The organism is Cloacibacillus porcorum, assembly GCF_001701045.1.
Taxonomy (GTDB): Bacteria; Synergistota; Synergistia; order Synergistales; family Synergistaceae; genus Cloacibacillus; species Cloacibacillus porcorum.
The window spans coordinates 1,298,891-1,322,153 of sequence record NZ_CP016757.1; the positions used below are offsets into that span (position 1 = coordinate 1,298,891).

Here is a 23,263-nt window from a genome sequence, read left to right on the forward strand (position 1 = left end):
CTGCGGTGGTGTGGTGTATGAACACGGAAAATAAGGGTACGGTTGCAAATGTAAGATCCGCCCATATGACGGAGATTGCCAACATGGGCGGTTTCTCCATTGGGGAGCGGGAGAGCCGGGCGTTGATGGAGAGCTATTGGGGACGTGTCTCCGAGGAGCAGCGCGTAGCGTCGCTGCGCCTTGCCTGGCAGGACCTCTGGGCGAAGGCCGCTCTTTACCTGCCCAAAGACGATATGAAGATAATAGGAGAAGCCTTCGTATTCTCCTCGGTGGCGCATGGGAAGCAGCGCCGCCATACCGGCGAGCCATATATAATCCACACGGTGAGCGTCGCCGCGATACTTGCGAGTATGGAGATAGACCGGGAGACGATCGTCGCCGCACTGCTTCACGACGTGCTTGAGGACACCCCGGTAACGCCGCAGCAGCTTGCGGAAAAGTTTGGCGAGGGCGTCGTCACCCTGGTGGACGGTGTGACGAAGCTCGGAAAGCTGCAGTTTAAATCGGTCGAGGAATATCAGTCTGAAAATCTCAGAAAAATGTTCGTCGTCATGGCGAAGGACATCCGCGTGGTGCTCATAAAGCTTGCTGACCGCCTCCACAATATGCGCACGATATCCTCCCATAAAAGAGAGAAGCAGCTCTCGATAGCGCGCGAAACCCTTGAGATATACGCGCCGCTCGCCCATCGTCTCGGAATATACCAGGTAAAGCGCGAACTTGAGGACCTTTCCTTCCGTATCCTGGACCCAGAGATGTTTTATGACATCAAACGCCGGGTGCGGAAAAAACTCCCCGAGCGCGAGGCTATAATCAAAGAGGCGATGGATATCCTTGAACAGCGTCTCAAAGAGGATAAGATAGAGGCCTCCATCAAAGGCAGGCCGAAGCACTTTTACAGCATCTACGAAAAAATGCGCCGCAAGAACCTCTCTCTTGAACAGCTCTACGACCTGCTCGCGCTTCGCGTCGTCGTGAAGACGATCGGCGAATGCTATCAGGTACTGGGGCTCGTTCATACGATCTGGAAACCCATCCCTGGGCTTTTTGACGACTATATCGCCAACCCGAAGAGCAACATGTATCAGTCGCTCCATACGACGGTGGTCGGCCCGGAGGGAGAGCCTCTTGAGGTGCAGATACGAACGAAGGAGATGCACCTGCTCGCCGAATACGGTATCGCGGCCCACTGGAATTATAAAGAGGGCGGCCATAAGGTAGACAATCTGGACAAGGGGCTCACATGGATACGCAAGGCGCTCGACGCGGCGCCAGAGCGCGGCGAGGGAGATTCCGGCGGCGCGGGAGAGGGAAACGCCGAGGGGACATCTGAGGGCACGCTCTTCCTGGACAACCTCAAGACCGACGTGCTCTCTAACGACGTGTTCGTATTTACCCCCAAGGGCAAGGTCGTGCGGGTGCCTAACGGCTCCACCTCGATAGACTTCGCCTACGCCGTGCACACGCAGGTCGGACATAAATGCGTCGGCACGATGATAAACGGGCGTATCGCGCCAATGGACCAGGAGCTCCACAACGGAGACATCGTCCGTATCCTCACCTCGCCGCAGGGCAAACCCTCGCGCGACTGGCTGAAGATCGCGAAGTCAAACCGAACCCGCAGTAAAATAAAGTCCTGGTTCCGCCAGCAGGAGCGCCAGGAGCGTGAGGAGAAGTCCAAGCGCGGCCACGAACTGCTTGAAAAAGAGGCGGCCCGCCGCAGTCCGGGAGTAGAAAACCCGCTGGAGGCGATAAATTCTCAGCTTTCGCATATTGCGCGCGAGCTTGGATATTCCGGCCTGGAAGAGCTGATAATCGCCGTGGGCTCCGGCAGCCATTCCCCCGCGAGCGTCCTCGGCCGCATTACGCCGGACAGCGCCAAGCTGCAGCCCGAGGCTATTCCCGATACCCCCGCGCCGCGGCAGCGGAAGGAGGCGGACTCCGAGATCGTGGTTGAGGGAGCCCAGGGAGTGCTCGTGACTCTTGCTCAGTGCTGCCGTCCGATACCGGGCGACCCGATAGTCGGCGTCGTCACGCAGAGCCGCGGCATCTCCGTACACCGTAAAGACTGCGTGAACATAGAAAAGTCGGATACGGCCAAGCAGGTGGCGGTGTCGTGGGGCAAGCCGAAGGACACGCGCTATACGGCGCGCATAAAGGTCGAAGGGGTGGAGAAACAGTCGCTTCTCGCAGAAATCGTCCAGGCGATCGCGCTGATGGACGGGCTGATAACCAACGTTAAGGCCAGCGTCGTCAACAACAGCCGCACGCGCGTGGTGGCGGATCTGCAGGTGAAGGATCTTGAGCACCTTTACCGTATCATCGCGAAGCTCAATAATATCTCGGGAATATTGGAAATAACCAGGGGGTAAAGAAATACATGAAGGCGCTTTTACAGAGAGTCTCTTCCTCTAAAGTATCAGTGAACGGCGTCACCGTCGGCGAGATCGGCCGCGGCATTACGGTGCTGCTGGGCGTGATCCCGGAAGATACGCAGAGGGACATAGACTGGCTGGCTGAAAAAATTGTAAATCTTCGCATCTTTGACGATGAAGATGGTAAAATGAATCTTTCAGTCTCCGATGTGCGGGGGGAGATATTAGTAATTTCCCAATTTACCCTCTGCGGAGAGTGTAAAAAGGGCCGCCGCCCCTCGTGGGCGAAGGCTGCGGCGCCTGAGTTTGCCAACGAGATGTATCTGAAATTTATCGACGCGGTTAAAAAAGAGGGTATCCCTGTCGCCCACGGCCAGTTTCAGGCACACATGGCGGTGGATATACAGAACGACGGGCCTGTTACCCTGATGATAGATACCAAGGAGTGAGATGAATGAATATTAAAAGGTTTCCGCTGGGGACACTATGGACGAACTGCTATCTGATCTGGGATGATTCCGGCGACGGCTTCGTCATTGATCCGGGCGGTCCCGCCAAGGAGGTGGAGGACTTTATCCGCAGCCAGGACATACGGGTGCACTGGATAATCCTCACTCACGGCCACAGCGACCACATCGGCGGCATCGCCGATCTGCGCAACCTCTCGGAGAACGGCGTCGCCATCCAAAGCGAGGATGCCGAGTGTCTGACGAGCGCGAGCAAAAACCTCTCGACCTACATGGGCGACGCGCTGGAGCTTCCATCCGCGGAGAAGCTGCTTAACGACGGCGACCGGCTGAAGGTCGGCAAGATGACGCTCGACGTCATCCATACCCCCGGCCACACGCCCGGCGGAATCTGTATCGTGGTAACGGACGGCGAAGAGCAGATACTGATCTCCGGCGACACCCTCTTTGCCCGTTCAATCGGCAGGAGCGACCTCCCCGGCGGCAACGAGGACGTCCTTATCGAATCGCTGAAAAAGCTGGACGGACTGCCCGATAAGCTGAGAGTATTTCCGGGACACGGTCCCGAAACGACGATCGGGGCGGAAAAACAGTATAATCCCTACTGGCCCAGATAGGTCCCGGAATGGATTTCTCGCAGCTTCCGCACTGCGAACGGCCACGGGAAAAACTTATTAAATACGGCCCGGAGTCGCTCTCCCTCGCCGAGCTCCTTGCGATTCTCCTGAGGACCGGACGGAAGGGCGAGGATGTGGCGGCCCTCTCGCAGAGCCTGCTGAAGCGGATGGGCGGCTTGGAGGGGCTGGCGCGGGCCTCCACGGCGGAGCTGATGCAGGAAAAGGGGCTCAAAGAGGCTAAGGTCGCCTCTCTCGCCGCGGCGATCGAGCTGGGCAAGCGCATGGTACTCATGAAAAGCGCCGAAAGCGCGAGCTGGCGGCGCGTGCTGCTCTCGAAGGCGTTGGAGACAAAATATATGGAGAGAGAGTGCATCTTCGCCTTTTTTCTCAACGCGAAGGATCGTGTGCTGGGGGAATCCGTGCTCTCCTATGGCGGCATCTCCGGCGCCTACCTGGATCTGCCGGTCTTCTTCCGGCAGGCGGTGAGGGTCACGGCGGCGAAGGTCATTGTACTGCACAACCACCCCGACGGCTGCCAGAGGCCGAGCCGCGAAGATATCGCGCTCACCGAACATATAGAACAGGGGCTGCGCTTTCTGGGAATGCAGCTCAAGGGGCACTATATCGCCGCCGCCGGCGGCCTCTTTCCCGTCAAGGGAGAGCCATTGCCGGTGAACGGCCTGGAGGCCGCGGCGGATAAAATTTGAGGACTAAATCAGAAAAGTCAATCGAAAGCGGGGGCTCGTTTTGTTCAGTTTCAGACCCAACCTCTTCAACCACGAGATAGGTATAGATATTGGGACGGTAAATACGGTCATATATGTCAAATCAAAGGGGGTCGTCATCAACGAACCCTCAGTTATCGCGGTGCGCAACCTTGGCCGCAAGGGACAGAAAGAGATAATCGCCTTCGGCGCCGCTGCGAAAAAGATGGTGGGGCGCACGCCGCAGGGGATCACGACTGTCCGCCCCCTCTCGCACGGCGTCATCGCCGACTTTGAGATGACGCAGCATATGATACGCCACTACATGTCACAGGCGACGGCCTCAAGCGGCCTCTTCTCACATCCGCGCGTCGCCGTCTGTGTGCCGGCGAGCGTCACCGAGGTGGAAAAGCGCGCCGTCGTTGAAGTTACGCTCGCGGCGGGGGCCAAGGAGGCCTTTGTCGTGGAGGAGCCGCTCGCCGCGGCGGTGGGCATTGGCCTGCCGATCGACGAGGCGCAGGGCAACATGGTAGTCAATATGGGCGGCGGGACCTGCGAGGTGGCGGTGCTGTCTTTGGGCGGTATCGTCATCAACCAGTCGGTCAGAGTGGCGGGGGACGCCCTTGACGAGGCGATCATCTCGATGCTGCGGCAGAACTACACCTTGGCGATCGGCGAGAGTACGGCGGAGGAGATAAAGATCGCGATCGGCTCCGTCATTCCGCTGGAGCAGGAGCTCAAGATGGATGTCAAGGGACGCGACCTTGTTGACGGACTGCCGAAGGTGGTAAGCATCTGCTCCGAGGAGGTCCGCGAGGCGATCGAACCAATCGTAACGCAGATCGAGGAGACGATACGCTCGACCATCGAGCGCACGCCGCCAGAGCTCGTCCGCGACATCGTAGATCAGGGCATCGTCCTCTCCGGCGGCACGGCCAACCTTCGCGGCCTCAACATCCGCTTCGCCGACGCGCTGAACGTGCCGATACATATCGCGGAGCAGCCCGTCTACTCCGTGGCCCTCGGCCTCGGGAAGATACTCGAGATGCCGCAGGATAAAAACAGGCTCTCGATCACGGTCGAGAAACAGGGCGTTTAAGGGGCGGAATCAATAGATGCAGCTGCTTGGCAGAGAAAGCCGTCCCTGGCTCAGCGGATTGATCTCCGTACTTGCCGGGGTGGCGGTCCTGCTTTTAATGACCGCGGTGCCAGCCGCGAAATACAGCGCCGTCGAGTGGGTGAACGCGGCGCTCACATATCCGGAGAAACCGGTGCTCTATGTGCGCAACCTTGTGCAGCTCAGCGGTAACTGGGTGCTTGAGCGCGCGAGCCTCAATGAACGCGTGGAACGGCTGGAACTTAAGAATCAGGCCCTCACGGAGGCTCTCCAGCGGGCGGCGATAAAGGTGCCTGCGCCGAAAGAGTCCTATGTCCGCGCTCTCGTCACGCTGCGCTATCCGCAGGATTGGTGGCAGGAGTTCCGCATTGACAAGGGCTCACGCGACGGCGTCGTCGAAAAGGCGGCCGTCACCTCGGAGGGATATCTTGTCGGCCGTGTCACGAGGGTTGGCAGTGACTATGCCTGGGTCGAGCTTATCACCTCCTCGTCGTTCCTGCTTGCGGCGGCTGTGGACCAGACGCGCGACCTCGGAGTGGTCAACGGAGACGACTTCGGACATCTCAAGCTGCTCTATATACCTGAGGAGCGCAAACTCAAACAGGGCATGACCATATCTACCTCGCTGATGAGCGACCTCATACCGCCGGGGCTGCCGATCGGGACGATAATCGACATAGACGAAAACAGGGAAGGCTATACGGAGATGAGCCTCAGCGCCGGTGCGCATCTGACACAGCTCTATAATGTGGAGGTCTTTACCGGCAGGGGGGCGCAGAAATGACGCTGCTCCTGGTCATCTGGCTTTTGCAGGACTTCGTGCAGCTGCTGCTGATGGGCATCTGCATGGTGCCTGACGTTTTCCTGCTGACGGCGCTCTTTATGGCGCTGCTGCCGGATACCACAAAAGAGCGGCAGACGAAACTCGTATGGGCCGCCTTTATCGGCGGTTTGATCTGGGATCTGCGCTGGACCAATCTTCCGGGGCTCACGGCGGCGATCGGCGGCGGCGTCATCGGCCTCGCCTGTTTCCTCTGGCAGAAGACGCCGGTACAGGGGCGCACGCTGGGCACATTTACGATAATGTCAATAGGCTGTGAGCTGCTGTATGCGGGGATACACTTTTTCTTCTGGACCATACCCAGCCAGACGATGATGCGGCAGTTCATAGTCCAGCAGCTGATGGCGGTACCGGCGATCGTTTTCTTCTCGTGGCTCTTCTGGAAGGTATCGGGACGGAATGGTTAGTACTCAGTATTCAAAGTTTGATATCATGCGCCGCATGCGCTTCCTGCAGGCGGCGGTATTCGTCTCTTTCATGCTGCTCGTTACGGGGCTCTTTTTCTTTCAGGTCGTGCAGGGCGACACCTATGTCAAACTTGCCTCGCAGAACCGGCTGCGCATTCTGCGCATCCTCCCGCCGCGCGGCAGCATCATTGACATAAACGGCGCGCCGCTCGCGGTCAACGTCCGCACCTTTAACATCAACGGCTATCCCATCGACCTACAGCGGGAGGAAAATGTAAAGTCCGTAACGGCCCTTCTGGTTCGCAGCGGTATTCCAATGACGGAGGATAAGTTCAAAGAGCTTGTTGCAAAGCAATACTCCGCTCCATACCGCGCGATAACCGTCGCGACGAACCTCACCTTTGCGCAGGTCGCGGAGATGATAATGGACAAAGACTTTAAAAAGGTCCTCTTTCCGACCCCAGTATGGCGGCGCACCTATCCCGCGGCGCAGTATGCCGCGCACGTCATCGGCTATGTGGCGGAGATCACGAAGGAGGAGCTTGAGACGAAGGACGCCGATGTCTATCGCGGCGGCGATATGATCGGCAAAAACGGTATTGAGGGCGAGTACGAGGATACCTTGCGCGGAGCCGCCGGCGAAGAGGTGATCGAGGTCGATTCGCGCGGCCGGAAGCTGCGCAACATCAGTTACGTGAAATCGGCGAAGGGCGGCGATATGACGCTGACGATCGACCTTGCCGCCCAACGGTACGCGTCGGAGCTGATCGGCAAATTTCGCGGCACGATAATCGCGATGGATATCAACGACGGCGGCATACGCTGCCTCTATTCCTCTCCCTCCTATGATCCCAATCCGCTTACCTGGGGCATTACGAACAGCGAGTGGGCCGCGCTCACGGACCATAACGAGAGACCGATGATGAACCGCGCGATCTCCGGCGCCTACCCGCCGGCCTCGACCTTTAAGATAGTCACCGGCTCGGCAATACTCGAGAGCAGGGTGGCGAATAAAAACACGACGGTTAACTGCCCCGGCTATTTTGAGCTGGGCAACCGGCGCTTTCGCTGCTGGAAGCACAGCGGCCACGGGCGTGAAAATATCATAAACGCCCTCCGCGATTCCTGCGACGTCTATTTTTACCAGCTTTCGAACCAGATGGGGATCGACCGGCTGATAAAGACGGCCGCGAAGTTCGGCGTTGGTCAGAAGACGGGGATCGATCTCACGGGAGAGGTCTCTGGGACGCTCGCGGGGCCGGAGTGGAAGAAGAAGCGTATCAAGGAAAACTGGTACGGCGGCGATACCGTAAACTATTCGATCGGGCAGGGATATGTGCTGATGACGCCGCTCCAGGTATTAAGGGCCTACGCGGCGCTGGCAAATGGTGGTAAACTTTTAAAGCCCAGGCTCAACACCGCGTCAGCGGTTGAGAGCGTTCCCCTGGATATTTCACCCGAAGTGTTAAAATTGATACAGTCGGGTGTACAGGAGGTCACAAGGAGCGGTACGGGAAGGCGGGCCAGCTCCTTCGGGGTCAAGGTCGCGGGAAAGACCGGCACGGCGCAGAATTCGCACGGCGACGACCACGCCTGGTTTGTCGGATACGCTCCCGCGGATAATCCTAAATACGCGGTCGTCGCGATCGCGGAGGCCGGCAAGGGCGGCGCTGCGGTCACCGGCCCGATCGTAGGGAAGATGCTCAATTTTCTCATAAACGGCAAAAAATATACCGAACCCAAACCGGCGGAAGAGGCAAAGACTCCTGCTGCGCAGACGGGAACATAAGGGAGATATGGGATTGATGATTTTCTTTATCGAACTTAGTTTGTTTATTAGGGGTGCTGGAAGATGATTCAGTTAAAGGGCAGACAGGCGGGGTCTCTAAAATGCGTCGTTCCCGCCGATATGAGCGAGCGTCAGATGTTCGAGGGTTTTAGTTCGCTGCTTTCCACGGGGAGCCATCTGCTTGCCGGCAGCGAAATAGAGATAGACCTTCAGACGCGCCGTTTCTCGCCGGCGCTGCTGCTGAAGATTTGGAAAACTTTTATCGAGCCGAGCGGCTGCGCCGTCACTCTCTGGTCGGTCTCCGACCCGCAGTCCAGGGAATACCTTGAAAGGATGGGGTTCCGGACTTCGGCGGGCGAATACACGGCAGAGCGGCCGGAGAAAAAAGAGGCGCGGCGGGAGGAGGCCGGCGACGGCATCTATCCTGGCTTCGTCTATTTCGGCACGCTTCGCGGCGGCCAGAACATCGGCCACGCCGGAGACGTGGTGATAATCGGCAACGTAAACCAGGGGGCTGAGGTCACAGCGAAGGGCAACGTCACGGTGATCGGACGTCTCAACGGTCTTGTGCACGCGGGATGCGGCGGCAGCGACGAGATGACGGTGGTCACCCGCTCGCTGGAGGCCGGGCAGGTGCGCATCGGTACAAAGGTAGGTATCATCGACAGGGATTCCCTCTTCTGGGGTAAACCGGTCACGATCAGGATATTGGAAAACGAGGTACTGGTGGCTCCATGGCCGGTACTATAAAGGAGGATGCAGTTTTGGGGTGCAGAATAATCGTAATTACTTCAGGTAAGGGCGGCGTCGGAAAGACGACGACCACGGCAAATTTAGCGGCGGCTCTCGCTTCCGAGGGGTATAGGGTTGTGGCCATCGACGGAGATGTCGGATTGAGAAATCTCGACGTTATCATGGGCCTTGAAAACCGCATCGTCTATACGCTTATAGACGTCATCGAGGGCAACTGCCGGCTCAACCAGGCGCTTATACGCGACAAACGGCTGGAAAACCTTTACATGATACCGACCGCGCAGTCCAAGACGAAGGACGCCGTCTCGGCGGAGCAGATGGAAAAACTTTGCGGCGACCTGAGCCCGGATTTCGACTTTATACTCATCGACAGCCCCGCCGGCATTGAGTCGGGGTTCCGCAACGCGGCGGCCGGGGCCACCGAGGCGCTCGTCGTCACGACGCCGGAGGTTTCTGCGGTGCGTGACGCGGACCGCATCATCGGCCTGCTCGAGTCGATGGACAAGGCTCCCATCCAGCTGATCGTAAACCGTATCCGCCCCGATATGGTCAAACGCGGCGAGATGCTGAGCGTTCAGGATGTGCTTGACATCCTCGCAGTGGATCTTGTCGGCATGATCCCCGACGACGAATCGATCGTCATTTCGGCCAACCGCGGCGAGCCGCTCATCTTCTCCGGCGGTACAAAGGCGGGCGAAGCCTACAAAAATATCTCTAAGCGGCTATGCGGCGAAGAGGTCCCCTTTATGGACCTTTCGAAGGAAGAGGGCGGAATATTCGCCTCGCTGCGCAGACTGTTTTCCAAGGGTTAGGTGATCCGTATGAGAATATTTGATTGTATCAGCAGCCTTTTCGGCTCTCAGAAGAGCAGCTCAGTGGCGAAGGAGCGGCTGCAGCTGGTGCTTATCCATGACAGGAACGATATCTCGCCGGAGATACTCACGGCGCTGCGTGCCGATCTTATAAATACGATCAAGAAGTATCTCGATATCGACGAGAAGGGAATCGAGCTCGACCTTAACAGGGAAGACCGCTCGGTGGCGCTGCTGGCGAGCATACCGCTGAAAAACATGCAGCGGCCCGTCAGGGGCAGAAAGAAGACGGAGGAGTAATGGCCTTCGCCGTCAAGCTTGGCGCATATTAACGATGGCTGAAAAATTTTCCACAAGCTGGAGCGACATCCGCTCCTACACGGACTGGGTAATGATCATCGTCACTCTTGTCCTCTTCTGCTTCGGCCTTGCCGCGATCTACAGCGCAAGCGCCTCGTTCGCGAAGGGCGACGCCTCCGTTTCGGGCTTCGTAATAAGACAGCTGGTCTGGGGCGCGATGAGCGCTGTCGTCTATCTGGCGGTACTCAAAGCGGATTACAGGAATTTTCTTAAATACGCCGGCCCTCTCTTCGTCTGCATCGTGATAATCTTTGTGGCGCTGCTTGTCGTGGGTCATACCGCGAAGGGGTCGCAGCGGTGGTTCAACTTCGGATTCTTCCGTTTTCAGCCCTCGGAGCTAGGCAAGGTAATTTTCGCGCTCGTGCTTGCGAGGATATGTTCGGCGCTGCCTCCCAACAACAGTCGCGGGATCGGCGCCGCCGTGCTTGTCGCGGGGGCCGCCATTGTGCCGATAATGCTGCAGCCGGATCTGGGCAGCTCCCTGGTTTATGCCGTGATGCTGATAGCCGTATTCATCGCGGCGGGTACGCCCGTGAAGATCCTTACTTCGATGGCGGGGGTAGGTGTGGCGATGCTGCCGCTGGGGTGGATGATTTTGAAGCCTTATCAGAGAATGCGTCTGTTGGTTTTCCTCGATCCGACGATCGATCCGCAGGGTTCGGGGTATAATGTTATACAATCGCGCATCGCGGTCGGTTCGGGGGGCCTTTACGGCAAGGGCTTCATGCACGGCACGCAGGGTAAGCTTCACTTCCTGCCGGAGCCGCACACCGACTTTATCTTCAGTGTCTTCTCGGAGGAGTTTGGCTTTATCGGATGCGCCGTCGTGCTGCTGTTCTTCGCGGTTCTGCTGTGGCGCATTCTGAATGTTTCGCAGTACACGAAGGATTTGCAGGCGAAGCTGATGTGCGCCGCGATTGCGGCGTGGCTGTGGTTTCAGATCATGGAGAGCGTGGCGATGAGCATGGGGCTTGCGCCGGTGACGGGGCTGCCGCTGCCGCTCTTCAGTTACGGAGGCAGCTCTCTGCTTGTGATATCGCTGGGGCTCGCTCTGGTCCAGAGCGCGAACATCGTCGCGCGCAAAGATAGATTTTAACCTGGGTATGCTCCGCCGGACCGTACGCGGCCTATTGGCGTACGGGCGGGCGGATTTCGTATAAAAGATTTTAGGAGGAAATTATATGCAAGGAGCTATTGAAGAGGGGCGGCTTCGCCGGCTGCTCTCCTCTGTTAAGCGCCCGTCCCGTTATATCGGCGGCGAATGGGGAAGCGGCCCTGTCAAAGAGGGAGAGGACCTTGTGCGTATCTGTTACGCCTTTCCCGACCTCTATGAGGTGGGAATGAGCTATCTCGGCTTTCAGATACTCTACCCGCTGACGAAATCGCTGCCCTATGCCGACGCGGAGCGCGTCTACACGCCATGGCCGGATATGGAGGCGGCGATGCGGGATTCCGGCACGCCGATTTGGGCGCTTGAGAGCAAACGTCCTCTCACCGATTTTGACGCTGTAGGCTTCACGCTGCAGTACGAGCTTTCATACACGAATATCTTGACGATCCTCGATCTCGCGGGAATACCGTTCCGCTCCTCGGAGCGCGGGGAAGAGCATCCGCTCATCCTCGCCGGCGGTATCGGCGCGCTTGCGCCGGAGCCGGTCGCCCCCTTTATCGACGCCTTTATGGTGGGGGACGGCGAGGTGCTCATCCCGGAGGTGCTGAAATGTCTCCACGGGCTCAAGGGCGCCAAACGGGCTGAGAAGCTCGCGGCGCTGGCCGCCATCGAGGGCGTCTATGTGCCGGCGCTGTACGACGGAAGCAAAAAGATTCGCCGGCGGATCGCCGAAGACCTTGACGGCGCCTTTTACCACACCTCGATGATCGTGCCGAATACCGGTATTGTCCACGATCGGGTCGCCGTACAGGTATTTAAGGGCTGCACGCGCGGCTGCCGCTTCTGCCAGGCGGGGATCATCGACCGCCCGCTGCGGGAGCGCAGCGCCGAATCCGTCTGCGAACAGGTCAAGGGGCTGCTTGCCTCGACGGGGTGGGAGGAGGTCGGGCTTTTGTCCCTTGCCACCTGCGACTGGAACGGACTGCCGGAGGCGATGGAAAAATTCGCCCCGATGCTTGCGGACAACCAGATAAAGCTCTCCCTGCCCAGCCTGCGTGTCGACGCCTTCTCCGTGAACCTCGCGGCGGGGCTGGAGTCGATGAGGAAGGGCGGCCTCACCTTCGCCCCCGAGGCGGGAACGCAGCGTCTCCGCGATGTCATCAACAAAGGCGTCACGGACGAAGCGATCGAGGCGGCGTTGGACGAGACATTCTCCCACGGCTGGGACAGGGTCAAGCTATACTTTATGATGGGGCTGCCGACCGAAACGGCGGAAGACCTTGCGGGCATTCTGGATATCTGTAACCGCGCGGTCTCGATCGCTAAACGCCACAAGCGGCGCGGCGACGTCAACGCCTCTGTCGCGGGATTCGTGCCGAAGGCGCACACGCCGTTCCAGTGGGAGGCGCAGGCCTCCATCGCCGAGCTGCGCGAGCGCGGCCGCGGACTCAAGAGTTCTCTGAAAAACAGAAAGGTCTCCCTTTCCTACCATGAGCCGGAACAGACCTTTCTTGAGGGCGTCTTCGCGCGCGGCGACTCCCGCCTCGCGGCGGCGGTCGAGGAGGCCTGGCGGCGCGGAGCGCGCTTTGACGGCTGGACGGAATACTTCAACTTCGACCTCTGGACGGCGGTCTTTGCCGACCTGGGGATAGACGCGGCCGGTTACACGGCCGCGCGCGGAGTGGATGATAAACTGCCGTGGGATCACATTGACTGCGGCGTGACGAAAGATTTTCTGCTGCGCGAACGCGAAAAGGCGCTCGCTGCGGTGACTACCGGCGACTGCCGCGGCGGCTGTAACGGCTGCGGCTGGCAGGGCCGCACGAAGGCGAAGGGGTGTCCCCATGTCGAGAATTAGGATTATCTTTGAAAAGCGGGGACTCTTCACCTTTGTTAACCACATGGACCTGCCTGTGGTCTTTTCCCGCGCGGCGCGCCGCGCCGGGCTGACGCAGGAGTTCACCCAAGGTTTTTCGCCGCACCCGCGGATAAGCCTCGCCTCGCCGCTCGCTATCGGAGTGGAGGGGCTGGCGGAGCCGGCGGACTTCTGGTTTGAAAAATGGGACGAGGAATCTTTCCTCCGGTGGAGTGCGATGCTCCCCGAGGGGTTAAAAATATTGAAATATGCGGAAGTTGAGGATGGGTTAAACCTGGCAAAGCTGATCGACGCGGCGGTCTACCGGATATCCGGCGAAGGCGCGCCCCTTGACGGGCGGGCGGCGCAGGTACTGTCCGACGAGGCCGCGCGGCTGAACGCGCTCTTTGCCTGTTCCTTCGCGGAGGGCACGGTGACGCTGACGGTTGGCGACCTCGAACACTGCGGCGCCGGTCTGCTCGTCAAAGCGCTTGCCGCGGCGGGGGTTGTCTCCGGCTGGCAGGATCTGCGCATGGAACGCCTCACCGTCGGCAAATGGAACGCCGAAGCCGGCGCTGTTCTTCCGCTTATTTAATTGGAGGTTTGAGATATGTCAGGCTGGTCAAAAAAGATAATAGCCAATCTTGTTGACCCCGAAGAGATCAGGATCGCCATCATCGACGAAAAGGGGAAACTTTACGAATTCTTTGTAGAGCGGATGCTTGAGCACCAGCGGACCGGCGAGATATACAAGGCGCGGGTCGACAGCGTGCTGCCTGGGATGAACTCCGCCTTCCTGAATCTTGGCGACGGCAGGAACGGCTTCCTCTACCTTGACGACGTCAAGGGCATAGAGGTCAAGCCGGGTATGGAGATGCTTGTGCAGGTTGTCAAAAACGCGCGCAAGGGCAAAGGGGCGCGCGTCTCGCCGCGCGTTTCGCTCGCGGGGCGCTATATGGTGCTGATCCCCGGCGGCCACGAGACGGGAGTCTCAAAGCGTATTGAGGACGACGATGAGCGCGCGCGCCTGCGCGCCATCGCGAAAGATATCCGCCCGCAAAACTTCGGGATCATCATCAGGACCGTCGCGGAGGGCTGCGATGCCGAAGGGCTGCGCGAGGACGTCGAAGGGCTCCTCTCGCAGTGGGAGACGATCCAGCGCAACGCGAAACAGAACAGCGCCCCCTGCCTCATCCACCGGGATATCGGCTCTCTCGAGCGCGTGCTGCGCGACGAGCTGACCGACGAGATAGACGAGATCGTCATCGACAGCGAAGAGGAAAAAGAGAGCGTCGAGGCAATCGTCAAAAAATTCTTCCCCGACAAAGAGATTGACGTAAACCTCTTCAAGGGTAAAATGCCGCTTTTTGAAGTCTACGGGCTGGAAAACCAGATCGCCGAACTGCAGGACCGCAAGGTCTGGCTCACTTCGGGGGCCTATCTCGTCATCGACCAGACCGAGGCGCTGACGGTGATCGACGTCAACACTGGCAAATTCGTTGGTTCAAAAAATCTCAACGACACGGTGCTCAAGACGAACCTTGAGGCCGCCGTCGAGATCGCCCGCCAGCTGCGGCTGCGCGCGCTCGGCGGCATCGTCGTCGTCGATTTTATCGACATGGAAAACGAAACGGACAACCAGGCCCTCGTGCACCAGCTGCAGGAGCTTTTCAAAAACGACCGCTGCAAGGCGCGCGTCTACGGCGTCACCGGCCTCGGCCTTGTGGAAATCACGCGGAAACGCGCGCGCACCGACATCCGGGCGGCGCTTACGCGCGGCTGTCCCTTCTGCGGAGGCCTGGGAACGGTGACCAAAGAGGAGAGCGTGGCGGTGCAGATAAAACGCTTCATCAGGAAGATAACGCTCTCGTCGAAGTCGGAGGCTCTGCTGGTGGAGTGCTACACGACCGTCGCCGAATACATAAGCGACACCTTCCTCTCCGCCTGGGAGGAAGAATTTGAGAGAAAAATATTCATCCGCGGCTGTCCTGACCTCTCCTGGGGCAAATACCGCCTCGAGTGTCAGGGTTCGCTTTCGCAGGTGGAACACCGCATAAACGTGCTTCAGAAACGGGAGGGCTGGGCCATTGTACATCGGTCGCCTTCAGCTTAAGGGCTTCAAGAGCTTCGGCGGCTCGCACGACCTCATCCTCTCGTCGGGCTTCACGGCGATCGTCGGGCCGAACGGCAGCGGCAAGAGCAACCTGCTCGACGCGCTGCGCTGGTCTCTTGGCGACAGCAGCGCGAGCCGTCTGCGTATCAGCCGCCAGAGCGACCTGCTCTTCCAGGGCTCCGTCAGCAAAGAGACGGCGCGCGAGGCGGAGGTCACCCTTCACCTGCGCGAAGACGACCGCCTCTGCTCCGTCAAGCGCCGCGTCACGGCTCCTGACGGTACGACGAGCCTCTTTGTCGATAACGCACGAAAGACGCTTACCGAACTGGACGAGATAAAGAGAAGCTGGAAGCTCGAAGGCGCCCGCTTTGCCTTCATCGGCCAGGGAGAGGTGCAGGAGGTGCTCAAACAGAGCCCCTCCGAGCGCCGTATGCACCTTGAGGTGCTCTTCGGCATCGATATCTACAGAAAAAAACGTATGGAGGCGCAGGACCGCCTCACCACGGTTAAAGAAGAATATGACCAGCTGCGTCACCTGATGGGCGAACTCACGTCGCGCCGCGAAGAGATCGCGCCCGACGTGGCGCGCGCCGCGCAGATGCGCGCGATCCTTGACAGCATCGAGGGAGACCGCCGTCTGCTCTACTGGCTGCGCCGCGCCGAATGCGAAAGGACCATCGCGGCCATCGCCGCGGAGCTGGAGGCCGCCGCCTCGCTGCGTGAAGGGGCGATCTTCTGGTCGCGCTTCTGGAAGGGGGCGGGCGGGGCGCTGGAGCTCAAACTTACGCACGCCGCGCAGGCCCACCGTCAGCAGAGCTGGGAGCTCGAACAATGCCGCAGCCGTTTCGACAGCCTGATAAAGTCCGGCTACGCCTCGGCGGCGAACCTGCGCGGCTCGAAGGCGCGGCTGCAGGAGGCCAAGGCCGAACAGGCGGAGGCGAAAGAGCGTTACGCCAAGCTGCTCGAAGAGCAAAAAAAATCCCTCGAAGAGAATAAAAATGCGCGCGAGGAGCTTCAAAAGGCCGAACTGGCCCAGAAGGCGATCGAGAAAAAATGGAACGAATACAACGAAAGGCTTGAAAAAACGCGCCTTGAGCGCGAGGCCTGGAACCAGGAAAAGGGACGCCTCGACGGCGAACTGCAGAAATGCCGCGCAAAACTTTCATATCTGGGCAAAGAGCTGCTCGAGCTGCGCAGCAAAAAGGCAAACGCCCCCGACGAACGCAAAGACCTTGATTTTCAGATAAAACATCTTGAGGAAGAGCGCACACGGCTCAACTCCGAGCAGGAGAAGCTCGTCAAGGAACACAGCGAGCTTTACGCCCTCTGTCAGAATCTTGCCGCCGAACTGCAGCGCGCCAAGCGCGAATCGGTGAACCTGCGCTCAAAGCTCAACGACGCGACCGAATCGCTGCAGGCCGGGCTCTATCCCGCGCCGGTGCGCCATCTGCTCTCCGCCTCCAAGCTGAAACGGCTTGACGCGGACCCGCACGCCGTCATCGACGTCCTCTCCGCCCCCGCCAACCTTGCGACGGCCCTCGAGGCCTACCTCGGAGGCCGCCAGTTTCAGCTGCTCGTCGAGGACATGGACGAGGCGGGGCGCTGCATCAGCCAGCTGAAAAAAAACTCCGCCGGTACGGCCACCTTCCTGCCGCTTGAGAGGGCGCGCCCGCGCTATCCCAACAAAGCGGCGCGGCTGCCCTCGCGCGGCGTCGTCGGCTGGGCGATCGAGCTGATCCGCGTCGAAGATCACTGGCTGCCGGCCATTCAGCACATCTTAGGGGACCTGCTCATCGTAGACACCTATGATATCGGCAAAGAGCTGGTACGCTCCGGCTTCAAGGGGCCGATCGTGACGATGGAGGGCGACGTCTTTCAGCCCGGCGGCACCGTGAGCGGCGGCCGCAGCCAAAAGAGCGGCCGCGTGCTTGAGATGAAGGCGCAGGTTGCCCGTCTCGAGGAAGAGGCGGAGAAGGCCCAGCGCGCCGCGGAGTCCCTATCGAAAAAATACAAGGAGGCCGAGGGCAAAGAGCTTGCCGCCTCCGAACAAAAAGAGGAATACACCCGCAAAATACGCGAGGTGAACGGCAAAATCGCCGTTATAGAGGACCAGAAAGAATCCATCGTCAAAGAGCAGCGCCGCGCCGCCGGAGAGCGCGGCCGTATACTCGACTCCATCAAGACGGAGGGGAAAAGCTGGTCCGCGCTGCTTGCCGCGATGGACGAACTGGAAGAAAAGCGCGACCGCGCCTCCGATGTGGAGGACGACCGCCACCTCATCGAGGAGCGCGAAAAATGCCGCGCCCGCGCCACCGTGGCGGCCTCCAACCTTTCGGCGGGCTTCGCCCTGATGAACCGCGTGAGCAACGACGTGCGCGCGCAGGAGAGCAAACTGCGCAAACTTGAGGAGGAGACGGTGGAGCTTGACCAGAGCTGCGTCCGCGAACGCTCCAACCTCGCCCGCGTCGGCGGCAGCTGCCTTGAGATACATCTGCGCCGCAAAGAACTTCTCGCGGAGATCGCGGAACACGGCGGCCTCTATACGAGGCTTGAAAAAATCAAAGAATACATCAAGAGCCGCCAGACGAAGGCAGAGGGCCGTATGCAGGGCGAAGCGGAAAAATTCACCCTCGCGCAGGCCCGCAAGGGCGAGACGGAGCACGATCTCGGCGAACTTGTCAGCACCTGGGAGGAGCAGTTCCCCTATCCCGGCCCGGAGGAGCTTCCCGGTGACGTCGGCGTCGACGAACTGCGCCGCAAAATACGCGACGGCGACCGGAAGATAAAGGCCTTCGGCGACGTCAACATGGGCGTACTTTCGGAGGATCAGAGCCTCAAAGACCGGCTAGCCTTCCTCGGCGAACAGCTTGACGACGTGCGCGCCAGCGCCGCCGAGATCGAACGGCTCATCTCCGACGCCGACCTGATGGCTCACCGCCAGTTCTCCGCCGCCCTTCTGAAGGTCGACGAACGCTTCTGCCACCTCTTCAAGACCCTCTTCGGCGGCGGCGAGGCCCACCTTGTAATGACCGAGGGCGAGACGATCTGGAACACCGGCGTCGAGATCGACGCGCGGCTGCCGGGAAAACACACTCAGGTGCTGAACCAGTACTCCGGCGGCGAACGCGCCCTCATCTCCATCTCGCTGCTCTTTGCGACCATGGAGGTCGCCGGATCGCCCATCGCGGTGCTTGACGAGGTGGACGCGGCGCTTGACGAGTCTAACCTCCGCCGCTTCAGTGAGCTGACGAAAGAATACGCCAAAAGCCGCCAGATCCTTGCGATGACGCACCGGCGGGCGACGATGGAGCGCGCCGACGTCCTCTACGGCGTAACGCTGCAGGAGCCGGGACTCTCGCAGGTCGTCGGCGTGCGGCTTGAGGACTGGACATAATGGAAGACTGTCACAGCCTGCTCTGCGGAGCGCTGAAGATGATCCAGCCCGCGGCGGGCGAGGGGCTGCGCGTGAACGTCGACACCGTCCTGCTCGCGCACTTCTCGCGCCCGAAGCGCGGCGAAAAAATACTGGAAATCGGCTGCGCCCACGGAGCGGTATCCCTCATCCTCGCGAAGCGCGGCTTTCCCGTGACGGGGATCGACATCCAGCCGCACCTCATAGCGCTCGCGAAAAAAAACGCCGCGCTGAACGGCCTGGAGGCGGAATTTATCTCCGCCGACATCCGCGAATATAAAAAAATCGCCGCGGCCCAGAGCTTTGACCGTATCGTGGTGAACCCGCCCTACGACGAGGCGGAGCGCAGCAGGCCGAGCCCGAAAGAGCCGGTTTCCGCCGCGATGCACGGCGCCTGCTGCCGATTGGAAGATATCATCGCCGCCTCCCACTACCTTCTGAAAAACCGTGGGCGGCTTGACCTTGTGATGCGGGGCGACCGCATCGGCGAACTCTTCGCGCTGCTGGACCGCTATAAGACGCCGCCGAAACTGATACGCTGCGTCCATCCGCGCCCCGGCGAACGCGCCTCCGTGGCGCTTGTCGAGGCGGTGCGTTCCGGCAGCCACGGCCTTATAATAGAGCCGCCATTATTCATAACGGACGCCTCCGGCGCGGAGACGCCGGAGCTCAAAGAGGCATATATTATCGAGGAGGGGCGCTGATGCCGCTGATAATCATACCGACTCCCGTCGGAAACCTTGAGGACATGACGCTGCGCGGCCTGCGCGAACTGCGCGAAGCCGACGTCGTCGCCTGCGAGGACACGCGCCACACGCTGCAGCTACTCAACCATTTTGAAATAAAAAAGCCGCTCATCTCCTGCCATGAACATAACGAGACGGAACGCGTCGAACCGCTGATGGCGCGCCTCGCGGCGGGGGAGCGTGTCGCCCTCGTCTCCGACGCCGGCACCCCGGGCCTCTCCGACCCGGGAGGGATAATGGCGCGGGCGGCGGCGGAGCGGGGCTATCCCGTCGACGTGCTGCCGGGGGCGAACGCGCTGCTTCCGGCGCTGCTGCTCTCGGGAGCCGAGATGGACTCCTTCCTCTTCGTCGGCTTCCTCAAAGGCAAACGGGAGGAGAAGCGGCGGCGTCTCGAAGAGATAAAGACGCTGCGCGAGACCCTCGTCTTCTACATGTCGCCGCACCGGCTGCTGAAAGAGCTGGAGCTGATGGGCGGCGTCCTCGGCGACCGGCGCGCGGCGCTCGTGCGCGAAATAAGCAAGGTACATCAGGAGACTATCCGCGGCACGCTGCTGTCTTTTTGTGATACAATGCCCGAGGAAAAAATCCGCGGCGAATTTGTCTGCGTCGTCGACGGCGCGGCGGAGGCGGAGCGGGACGACACAGGCTGGCAGGAAGAGGCGCTTGCGCTGGCGCGCGCCGGAGAATCGACGAAAAATCTTGCCAACTCGCTCGCGATAAAGTATGGTATACAGAAGAATGTCATTAAAAGATTCATTATAGAAAATTGCTCCAGGGAGGCATAAATTATGACAGAAAAGAACTTTTACATCACCACGCCGATCTACTATGTCAACGACGTGCCGCACATAGGCCACGCCTATACGACCATCGCCGCCGACGTTCTCAACCGCTGGCACAAGTCGGGCGGCGAGAACAGCTACTTCCTCACCGGTACCGACGAACACGGGCAGAAGATCCAGACCGTCGCGGAAAAACGCGGCATGACGCCGCAGGCACTCTGCGACGAGGTCGTGCAGAACTTCCAGAGGCTGTGGACCGCGCTCAACATCAAAAACGACGACTTTATCAGAACTACGGAGCCGCGCCATGAAAAGGTCGTGCAGGAGGTATTCCGCCGCCTGATGGCCTCCGGCGACATCTACAAGGGAGAATACGAGGGCTGGTACTGCGTGCCCTGCGAGACATACGTCCCTGAGGCGCAGATGGGCGAGGGGCAGACCTGTCCCGACTGCCACCGCCCGCTGACCAAGATGACGGAGGAGACATACTTCTTCCGCCTCTCAAAGTACGCCGAGCCGCTGCTCAAATTCTACGAAGAACACCCCGACGCGATCATGCCGAAAAAGCGTTACAACGAGGTCGTCAGCTTCATCAAAAGCGGCCTCCGCGACCAGTCGATCTCGCGCACGACGCTCAAATGGGGCATCCCCCTGCCTGGCGACGAGGCGCACGTCATCTACGTCTGGTTCGACGCGCTCATCAACTACCTCTCGGCGCTCGACTTCCCCGAGAAGGGCGGAAAATGGGAGACCTACTGGCCCGTGGTGCGCCATCTTGTCGGCAAAGACATCATCCGCTTCCACTGCGTCATCTGGCCCGCGATGCTGATGGCGCTCGGAGTAAACCCCCCCGTCCGTGTTTTCGCGCATGGCTGGTGGACCGTCGAGGGCGAGAAAATGTCCAAGTCCCTCGGCAACGTCGTCGATCCATTCGAGATGGTCGATCTCTACGGCATCGACGCCTTCCGCTACTTCCTGCTCCGCGAGGTGCCCTTCGGACACGACGGAGATTTCTCCGAACTCGCGATGGCGCAGCGCATCAACTCCGACCTTGCCAACGACCTCGGCAACCTGCTCTCGCGCTCGCTGCAGATGATCGACAAATTCCGCGGCTGCGACCTGCCGGCCTCCTACACGCCGACGGAGCTCGACAAAGAGATCGAGGCGCTTGCGGAACATACCTTCAGTGAAATGAACGAGCTGATGGAGCGTTTCGCCTTTGACGACGCGCTTAAATGCCTCTGGGCCTTCATCAGCCGCGCCAACAAATACATTGATGAGACCGAACCCTGGAGGCTCGGACGCGAGGGCGAAGTCGAACGCCTTGACGCCGTGCTCCGCACTCTCTGGGAATCGCTGCGCCTCGCGGCGGTGCTCGTGGCCCCCTTCATGCCGGATACGGCGGCGAAAATCTGGTCGCAGCTCGGACTTGACGGCGATCCGCTCGACAAAGGCCGCGCGGACTGGAAGTGGGGCGTCGTCGAGGGGCCGATTAAGGTCAGCCGCAGCGGCATCCTCTTCCCGCGTATCGATATAGAGAAGTGGAAGAAGGAAAAAGAGGCGCGCGACCTGGAAAAGCGCGCGAAACTCGACCCCACCGCCTTCTTTAAGTACCTTGAGCCGAAGCCTCAGATAGAGTACGACGATTTCGCGAAGCTCGACCTGCGCGTCGCGCTGGTGGAAAAGATCGAAGTCGTGCCGAAGGCGGACAAACTTTACATTCTGAACCTCGACCTCGGCTACGAGAAGCGCGTCATCGTCTCCAGCATCAGGGAATTCTACAAGCCGGAGGACCTCGAGGGCAAAAAGATCATCGTCCTCTGCAACCTCAAGCCCGCGAAGTTCCGCGGCGTGCAGAGCAACGGTATGCTGCTCGCGGCGGAAAGCCCCGAGACGCGGCAGGAGATACTGACGCTGCTGACCGTGATGGATGATTCTATTCCAGTAGGCAGCCGCATCAGCTAAAATCGGCGTTTATACGCATGACTAACTTCATAACCGAGGGCTTGGCAATGCTCACCGCACATTAGTGCGCCTCCGCTTGCCAAGCCCTCGGTTATTTCGTTATTCGCACGTCTAAACGCCGATTTCCTTTGGTAAGGAAAAGAGATAAATGGAGATTTGTTTTTGTTTGTCATGCCGGGCTTGACCCGGCATCCAGCGTCGTGGGGGTTTGCTTTTGCGTATCGTGAAAATAGGGCGAAGCCGCCGTTTGCCCTTGTCTTGTCGCTCCGGCCTCCGAGCTGGAGCCTAGAAGTGTGGGGTTTTGTGTCTTTGCTATGGGACGCGAGAAACCAGGACAGTGCCTTTAAACTACGGCTCTGAGGCTGTTTTGTTGATTTGTAGATGCGTACCGTGCTACCGAACACCTTGATTCTGCCGTATTTCGGGGAGGGAATAATTAAGAGTCATATTTTTTTGATGGATAGAGGTCTTTTTCGTATTTGAATCCCCAGTTCATCATGGCGTAGAACAGAGGATAAAGGTCTCGTCCCTTTTCTGTGAAGGAATATTCCACTCGCGGCGGAATTTCATTATATTGCTCCCTGTGGATAAGGCCATTATCTTCTAAATCCCGGAGCGTGGAGGTTAGCATCGTGTTAGTGATTCCGGGTAGGTCTTTCTTCAATTCACCAAATCTGACCGTATTGTGGATGCATAATTCATACAGAACGATATTTTTCCACTTACCCTGCAGCATCTCCATCACCAACGTAACAGGGCAGTTCCCCGACGGAGTGACAATCCCATCATGGACTCGGTCAAGGAATTCTTCGTAGCTCATAACTTCGTTCATATCTGCCTCTCCCTTTGCCGAACAGTTATAATTCCCGTCCGCTCCGTTAGGTACGGGAAAACGTACCATGTACAAAATTTCTGCGTACTTGATTGCTTTTACACACTTAATATAATTAATATATCACGTCAGCGATACGCTGGGAAGAGAACTGTAACACATAGACAGTGAGCTGTACTGTGGTTCACGGAAGAGATAACAGGTA

Annotated in this window: 20 protein-coding genes; 19 read left to right on the forward strand and 1 reads right to left on the reverse strand. The window is 59.2% G+C overall.

Annotated features, from left to right (window positions below; all coding sequences use genetic code 11):
• Nucleotides 1-17 precede the first annotated feature (17 nt).
• The 19 genes from BED41_RS05895 (at nucleotide 18) to metG (ending at nucleotide 22,226) form a co-directional block, all read left to right on the forward strand.
• The gene (locus BED41_RS05895) at nucleotides 18-2,372 is read left to right on the forward strand and encodes a RelA/SpoT family protein (RefSeq protein ID WP_157102278.1); all 2,355 of its coding nucleotides are present in this window, start codon (nucleotides 18-20) and stop codon (nucleotides 2,370-2,372) included.
• 8 nt (nucleotides 2,373-2,380) lie between these two features.
• Nucleotides 2,381-2,824, forward strand: coding sequence for a D-aminoacyl-tRNA deacylase (dtd, locus tag BED41_RS05900; RefSeq protein ID WP_066744012.1), 444 nt, complete (start codon nucleotides 2,381-2,383; stop codon nucleotides 2,822-2,824).
• 5 nt (nucleotides 2,825-2,829) lie between these two features.
• Nucleotides 2,830-3,459, forward strand: a complete 630-nt coding sequence (locus BED41_RS05905; RefSeq protein WP_066744014.1) for an MBL fold metallo-hydrolase — start codon at nucleotides 2,830-2,832, stop codon at nucleotides 3,457-3,459.
• Nucleotides 3,460-3,467: 8 nt separating this feature from the next.
• Complete coding sequence (locus BED41_RS05910) at nucleotides 3,468-4,166, forward strand: JAB domain-containing protein (protein WP_066744016.1); 699 nt, start codon at nucleotides 3,468-3,470, stop codon at nucleotides 4,164-4,166.
• A gap of 40 nt (nucleotides 4,167-4,206) precedes the next feature.
• On the forward strand, nucleotides 4,207-5,262 hold the full coding sequence (locus BED41_RS05915; protein ID WP_066744018.1) for a rod shape-determining protein: 1,056 nt from the start codon (nucleotides 4,207-4,209) through the stop codon (nucleotides 5,260-5,262).
• A 16-nt stretch (nucleotides 5,263-5,278) separates the two neighbouring features.
• Complete coding sequence (locus tag BED41_RS05920; RefSeq protein WP_066744020.1) at nucleotides 5,279-6,064, forward strand: rod shape-determining protein MreC; 786 nt, start codon at nucleotides 5,279-5,281, stop codon at nucleotides 6,062-6,064.
• Nucleotides 6,061-6,528 carry a hypothetical protein gene (locus BED41_RS05925; protein ID WP_066744022.1) on the forward strand — a complete coding sequence of 156 codons (468 nt, stop codon included), beginning with the start codon at nucleotides 6,061-6,063 and terminating at the stop codon, nucleotides 6,526-6,528. Before BED41_RS05920 ends, BED41_RS05925 begins: the two co-directional genes overlap by 4 nt.
• The gene (gene mrdA / locus BED41_RS05930) at nucleotides 6,521-8,317 is read left to right on the forward strand and encodes a penicillin-binding protein 2 (RefSeq protein WP_066744023.1); all 1,797 of its coding nucleotides are present in this window, start codon (nucleotides 6,521-6,523) and stop codon (nucleotides 8,315-8,317) included. Before BED41_RS05925 ends, mrdA begins: the two co-directional genes overlap by 8 nt.
• A gap of 63 nt (nucleotides 8,318-8,380) precedes the next feature.
• A complete protein-coding gene (locus BED41_RS16760) occupies nucleotides 8,381-9,067 on the forward strand; it encodes a septum site-determining protein MinC (protein ID WP_066744024.1) in 687 nt (228 codons plus the stop codon).
• A 14-nt stretch (nucleotides 9,068-9,081) separates the two neighbouring features.
• On the forward strand, nucleotides 9,082-9,882 hold the full coding sequence (gene minD, locus BED41_RS05940) for a septum site-determining protein MinD (RefSeq protein ID WP_157102279.1): 801 nt from the start codon (nucleotides 9,082-9,084) through the stop codon (nucleotides 9,880-9,882).
• 9 nt (nucleotides 9,883-9,891) lie between these two features.
• A complete protein-coding gene (gene minE / locus BED41_RS05945) occupies nucleotides 9,892-10,182 on the forward strand; it encodes a cell division topological specificity factor MinE (protein WP_066744028.1) in 291 nt (96 codons plus the stop codon).
• Nucleotides 10,183-10,216: 34 nt separating this feature from the next.
• Complete coding sequence (gene rodA, locus BED41_RS05950; RefSeq protein WP_066744053.1) at nucleotides 10,217-11,338, forward strand: rod shape-determining protein RodA; 1,122 nt, start codon at nucleotides 10,217-10,219, stop codon at nucleotides 11,336-11,338.
• Between the two features lie 85 nt (nucleotides 11,339-11,423).
• The gene (locus tag BED41_RS05955) at nucleotides 11,424-13,211 is read left to right on the forward strand and encodes a TIGR03960 family B12-binding radical SAM protein (RefSeq protein WP_066744054.1); all 1,788 of its coding nucleotides are present in this window, start codon (nucleotides 11,424-11,426) and stop codon (nucleotides 13,209-13,211) included.
• Nucleotides 13,198-13,803 carry a TIGR03936 family radical SAM-associated protein gene (locus BED41_RS05960; RefSeq protein ID WP_066744056.1) on the forward strand — a complete coding sequence of 202 codons (606 nt, stop codon included), beginning with the start codon at nucleotides 13,198-13,200 and terminating at the stop codon, nucleotides 13,801-13,803. The genes BED41_RS05955 and BED41_RS05960 overlap by 14 nt, the downstream gene beginning before the upstream one ends.
• A 15-nt stretch (nucleotides 13,804-13,818) precedes the next feature.
• Nucleotides 13,819-15,321 (forward strand): Rne/Rng family ribonuclease, encoded by a 1,503-nt coding sequence (locus BED41_RS05965; protein ID WP_066744058.1) that lies wholly within the window; start codon nucleotides 13,819-13,821, stop codon nucleotides 15,319-15,321.
• Nucleotides 15,296-18,715, forward strand: a complete 3,420-nt coding sequence (gene smc, locus BED41_RS05970; RefSeq protein WP_066744060.1) for a chromosome segregation protein SMC — start codon at nucleotides 15,296-15,298, stop codon at nucleotides 18,713-18,715. The genes BED41_RS05965 and smc overlap by 26 nt, the downstream gene beginning before the upstream one ends.
• Entirely contained in the window at nucleotides 18,715-19,437 is a 723-nt protein-coding gene (locus tag BED41_RS05975; protein WP_066744061.1) for a tRNA1(Val) (adenine(37)-N6)-methyltransferase, read from the forward strand. The genes smc and BED41_RS05975 overlap by 1 nt, the downstream gene beginning before the upstream one ends.
• Nucleotides 19,437-20,264, forward strand: coding sequence for a 16S rRNA (cytidine(1402)-2'-O)-methyltransferase (rsmI, locus tag BED41_RS05980; RefSeq protein WP_066744063.1), 828 nt, complete (start codon nucleotides 19,437-19,439; stop codon nucleotides 20,262-20,264). Before BED41_RS05975 ends, rsmI begins: the two co-directional genes overlap by 1 nt.
• A gap of 3 nt (nucleotides 20,265-20,267) precedes the next feature.
• On the forward strand, nucleotides 20,268-22,226 hold the full coding sequence (gene metG / locus BED41_RS05985) for a methionine--tRNA ligase (RefSeq protein ID WP_066744064.1): 1,959 nt from the start codon (nucleotides 20,268-20,270) through the stop codon (nucleotides 22,224-22,226).
• A 436-nt stretch (nucleotides 22,227-22,662) separates the two neighbouring features.
• On the opposite strand, the gene BED41_RS05990 is transcribed toward metG, so the two are convergent.
• A complete protein-coding gene (locus BED41_RS05990; RefSeq protein WP_066744065.1) occupies nucleotides 22,663-23,058 on the reverse strand; it encodes a winged helix-turn-helix transcriptional regulator in 396 nt (131 codons plus the stop codon).
• Nucleotides 23,059-23,263: the final 205 nt, after the last annotated feature.

Excerpts from the sequence above, each read along its gene's own strand:
- dtd (WP_066744012.1), top strand. The coding sequence starts at position 2,381 with ATGAAGGCGCTTTTACAGAGAGTCTCTTCCTCTAAAGTATCAGTGAAC.
- BED41_RS05960 (WP_066744056.1), top strand. The coding sequence starts at position 13,198 with ATGTCGAGAATTAGGATTATCTTTGAAAAGCGGGGACTCTTCACCTTT.
- BED41_RS05910 (WP_066744016.1), top strand. The coding sequence starts at position 3,468 with ATGGATTTCTCGCAGCTTCCGCACTGCGAACGGCCACGGGAAAAACTT.
- rsmI (WP_066744063.1), top strand. The coding sequence starts at position 19,437 with ATGCCGCTGATAATCATACCGACTCCCGTCGGAAACCTTGAGGACATG.
- BED41_RS05905 (WP_066744014.1), top strand. The coding sequence starts at position 2,830 with ATGAATATTAAAAGGTTTCCGCTGGGGACACTATGGACGAACTGCTAT.
- minE (WP_066744028.1), top strand. The coding sequence starts at position 9,892 with ATGAGAATATTTGATTGTATCAGCAGCCTTTTCGGCTCTCAGAAGAGC.
- BED41_RS16760 (WP_066744024.1), top strand. The coding sequence starts at position 8,381 with ATGATTCAGTTAAAGGGCAGACAGGCGGGGTCTCTAAAATGCGTCGTT.
- mrdA (WP_066744023.1), top strand. The coding sequence starts at position 6,521 with ATGGTTAGTACTCAGTATTCAAAGTTTGATATCATGCGCCGCATGCGC.
- rodA (WP_066744053.1), top strand. The coding sequence starts at position 10,217 with ATGGCTGAAAAATTTTCCACAAGCTGGAGCGACATCCGCTCCTACACG.
- BED41_RS05975 (WP_066744061.1), top strand. The coding sequence starts at position 18,715 with ATGGAAGACTGTCACAGCCTGCTCTGCGGAGCGCTGAAGATGATCCAG.
- BED41_RS05920 (WP_066744020.1), top strand. The coding sequence starts at position 5,279 with ATGCAGCTGCTTGGCAGAGAAAGCCGTCCCTGGCTCAGCGGATTGATC.
- BED41_RS05925 (WP_066744022.1), top strand. The coding sequence starts at position 6,061 with ATGACGCTGCTCCTGGTCATCTGGCTTTTGCAGGACTTCGTGCAGCTG.
- BED41_RS05955 (WP_066744054.1), top strand. The coding sequence starts at position 11,424 with ATGCAAGGAGCTATTGAAGAGGGGCGGCTTCGCCGGCTGCTCTCCTCT.
- BED41_RS05990 (WP_066744065.1), bottom strand. The coding sequence starts at position 23,058 with ATGAACGAAGTTATGAGCTACGAAGAATTCCTTGACCGAGTCCATGAT.
- BED41_RS05965 (WP_066744058.1), top strand. The coding sequence starts at position 13,819 with ATGTCAGGCTGGTCAAAAAAGATAATAGCCAATCTTGTTGACCCCGAA.
- metG (WP_066744064.1), top strand. The coding sequence starts at position 20,268 with ATGACAGAAAAGAACTTTTACATCACCACGCCGATCTACTATGTCAAC.
- BED41_RS05895 (WP_157102278.1), top strand. The coding sequence starts at position 18 with ATGAACACGGAAAATAAGGGTACGGTTGCAAATGTAAGATCCGCCCAT.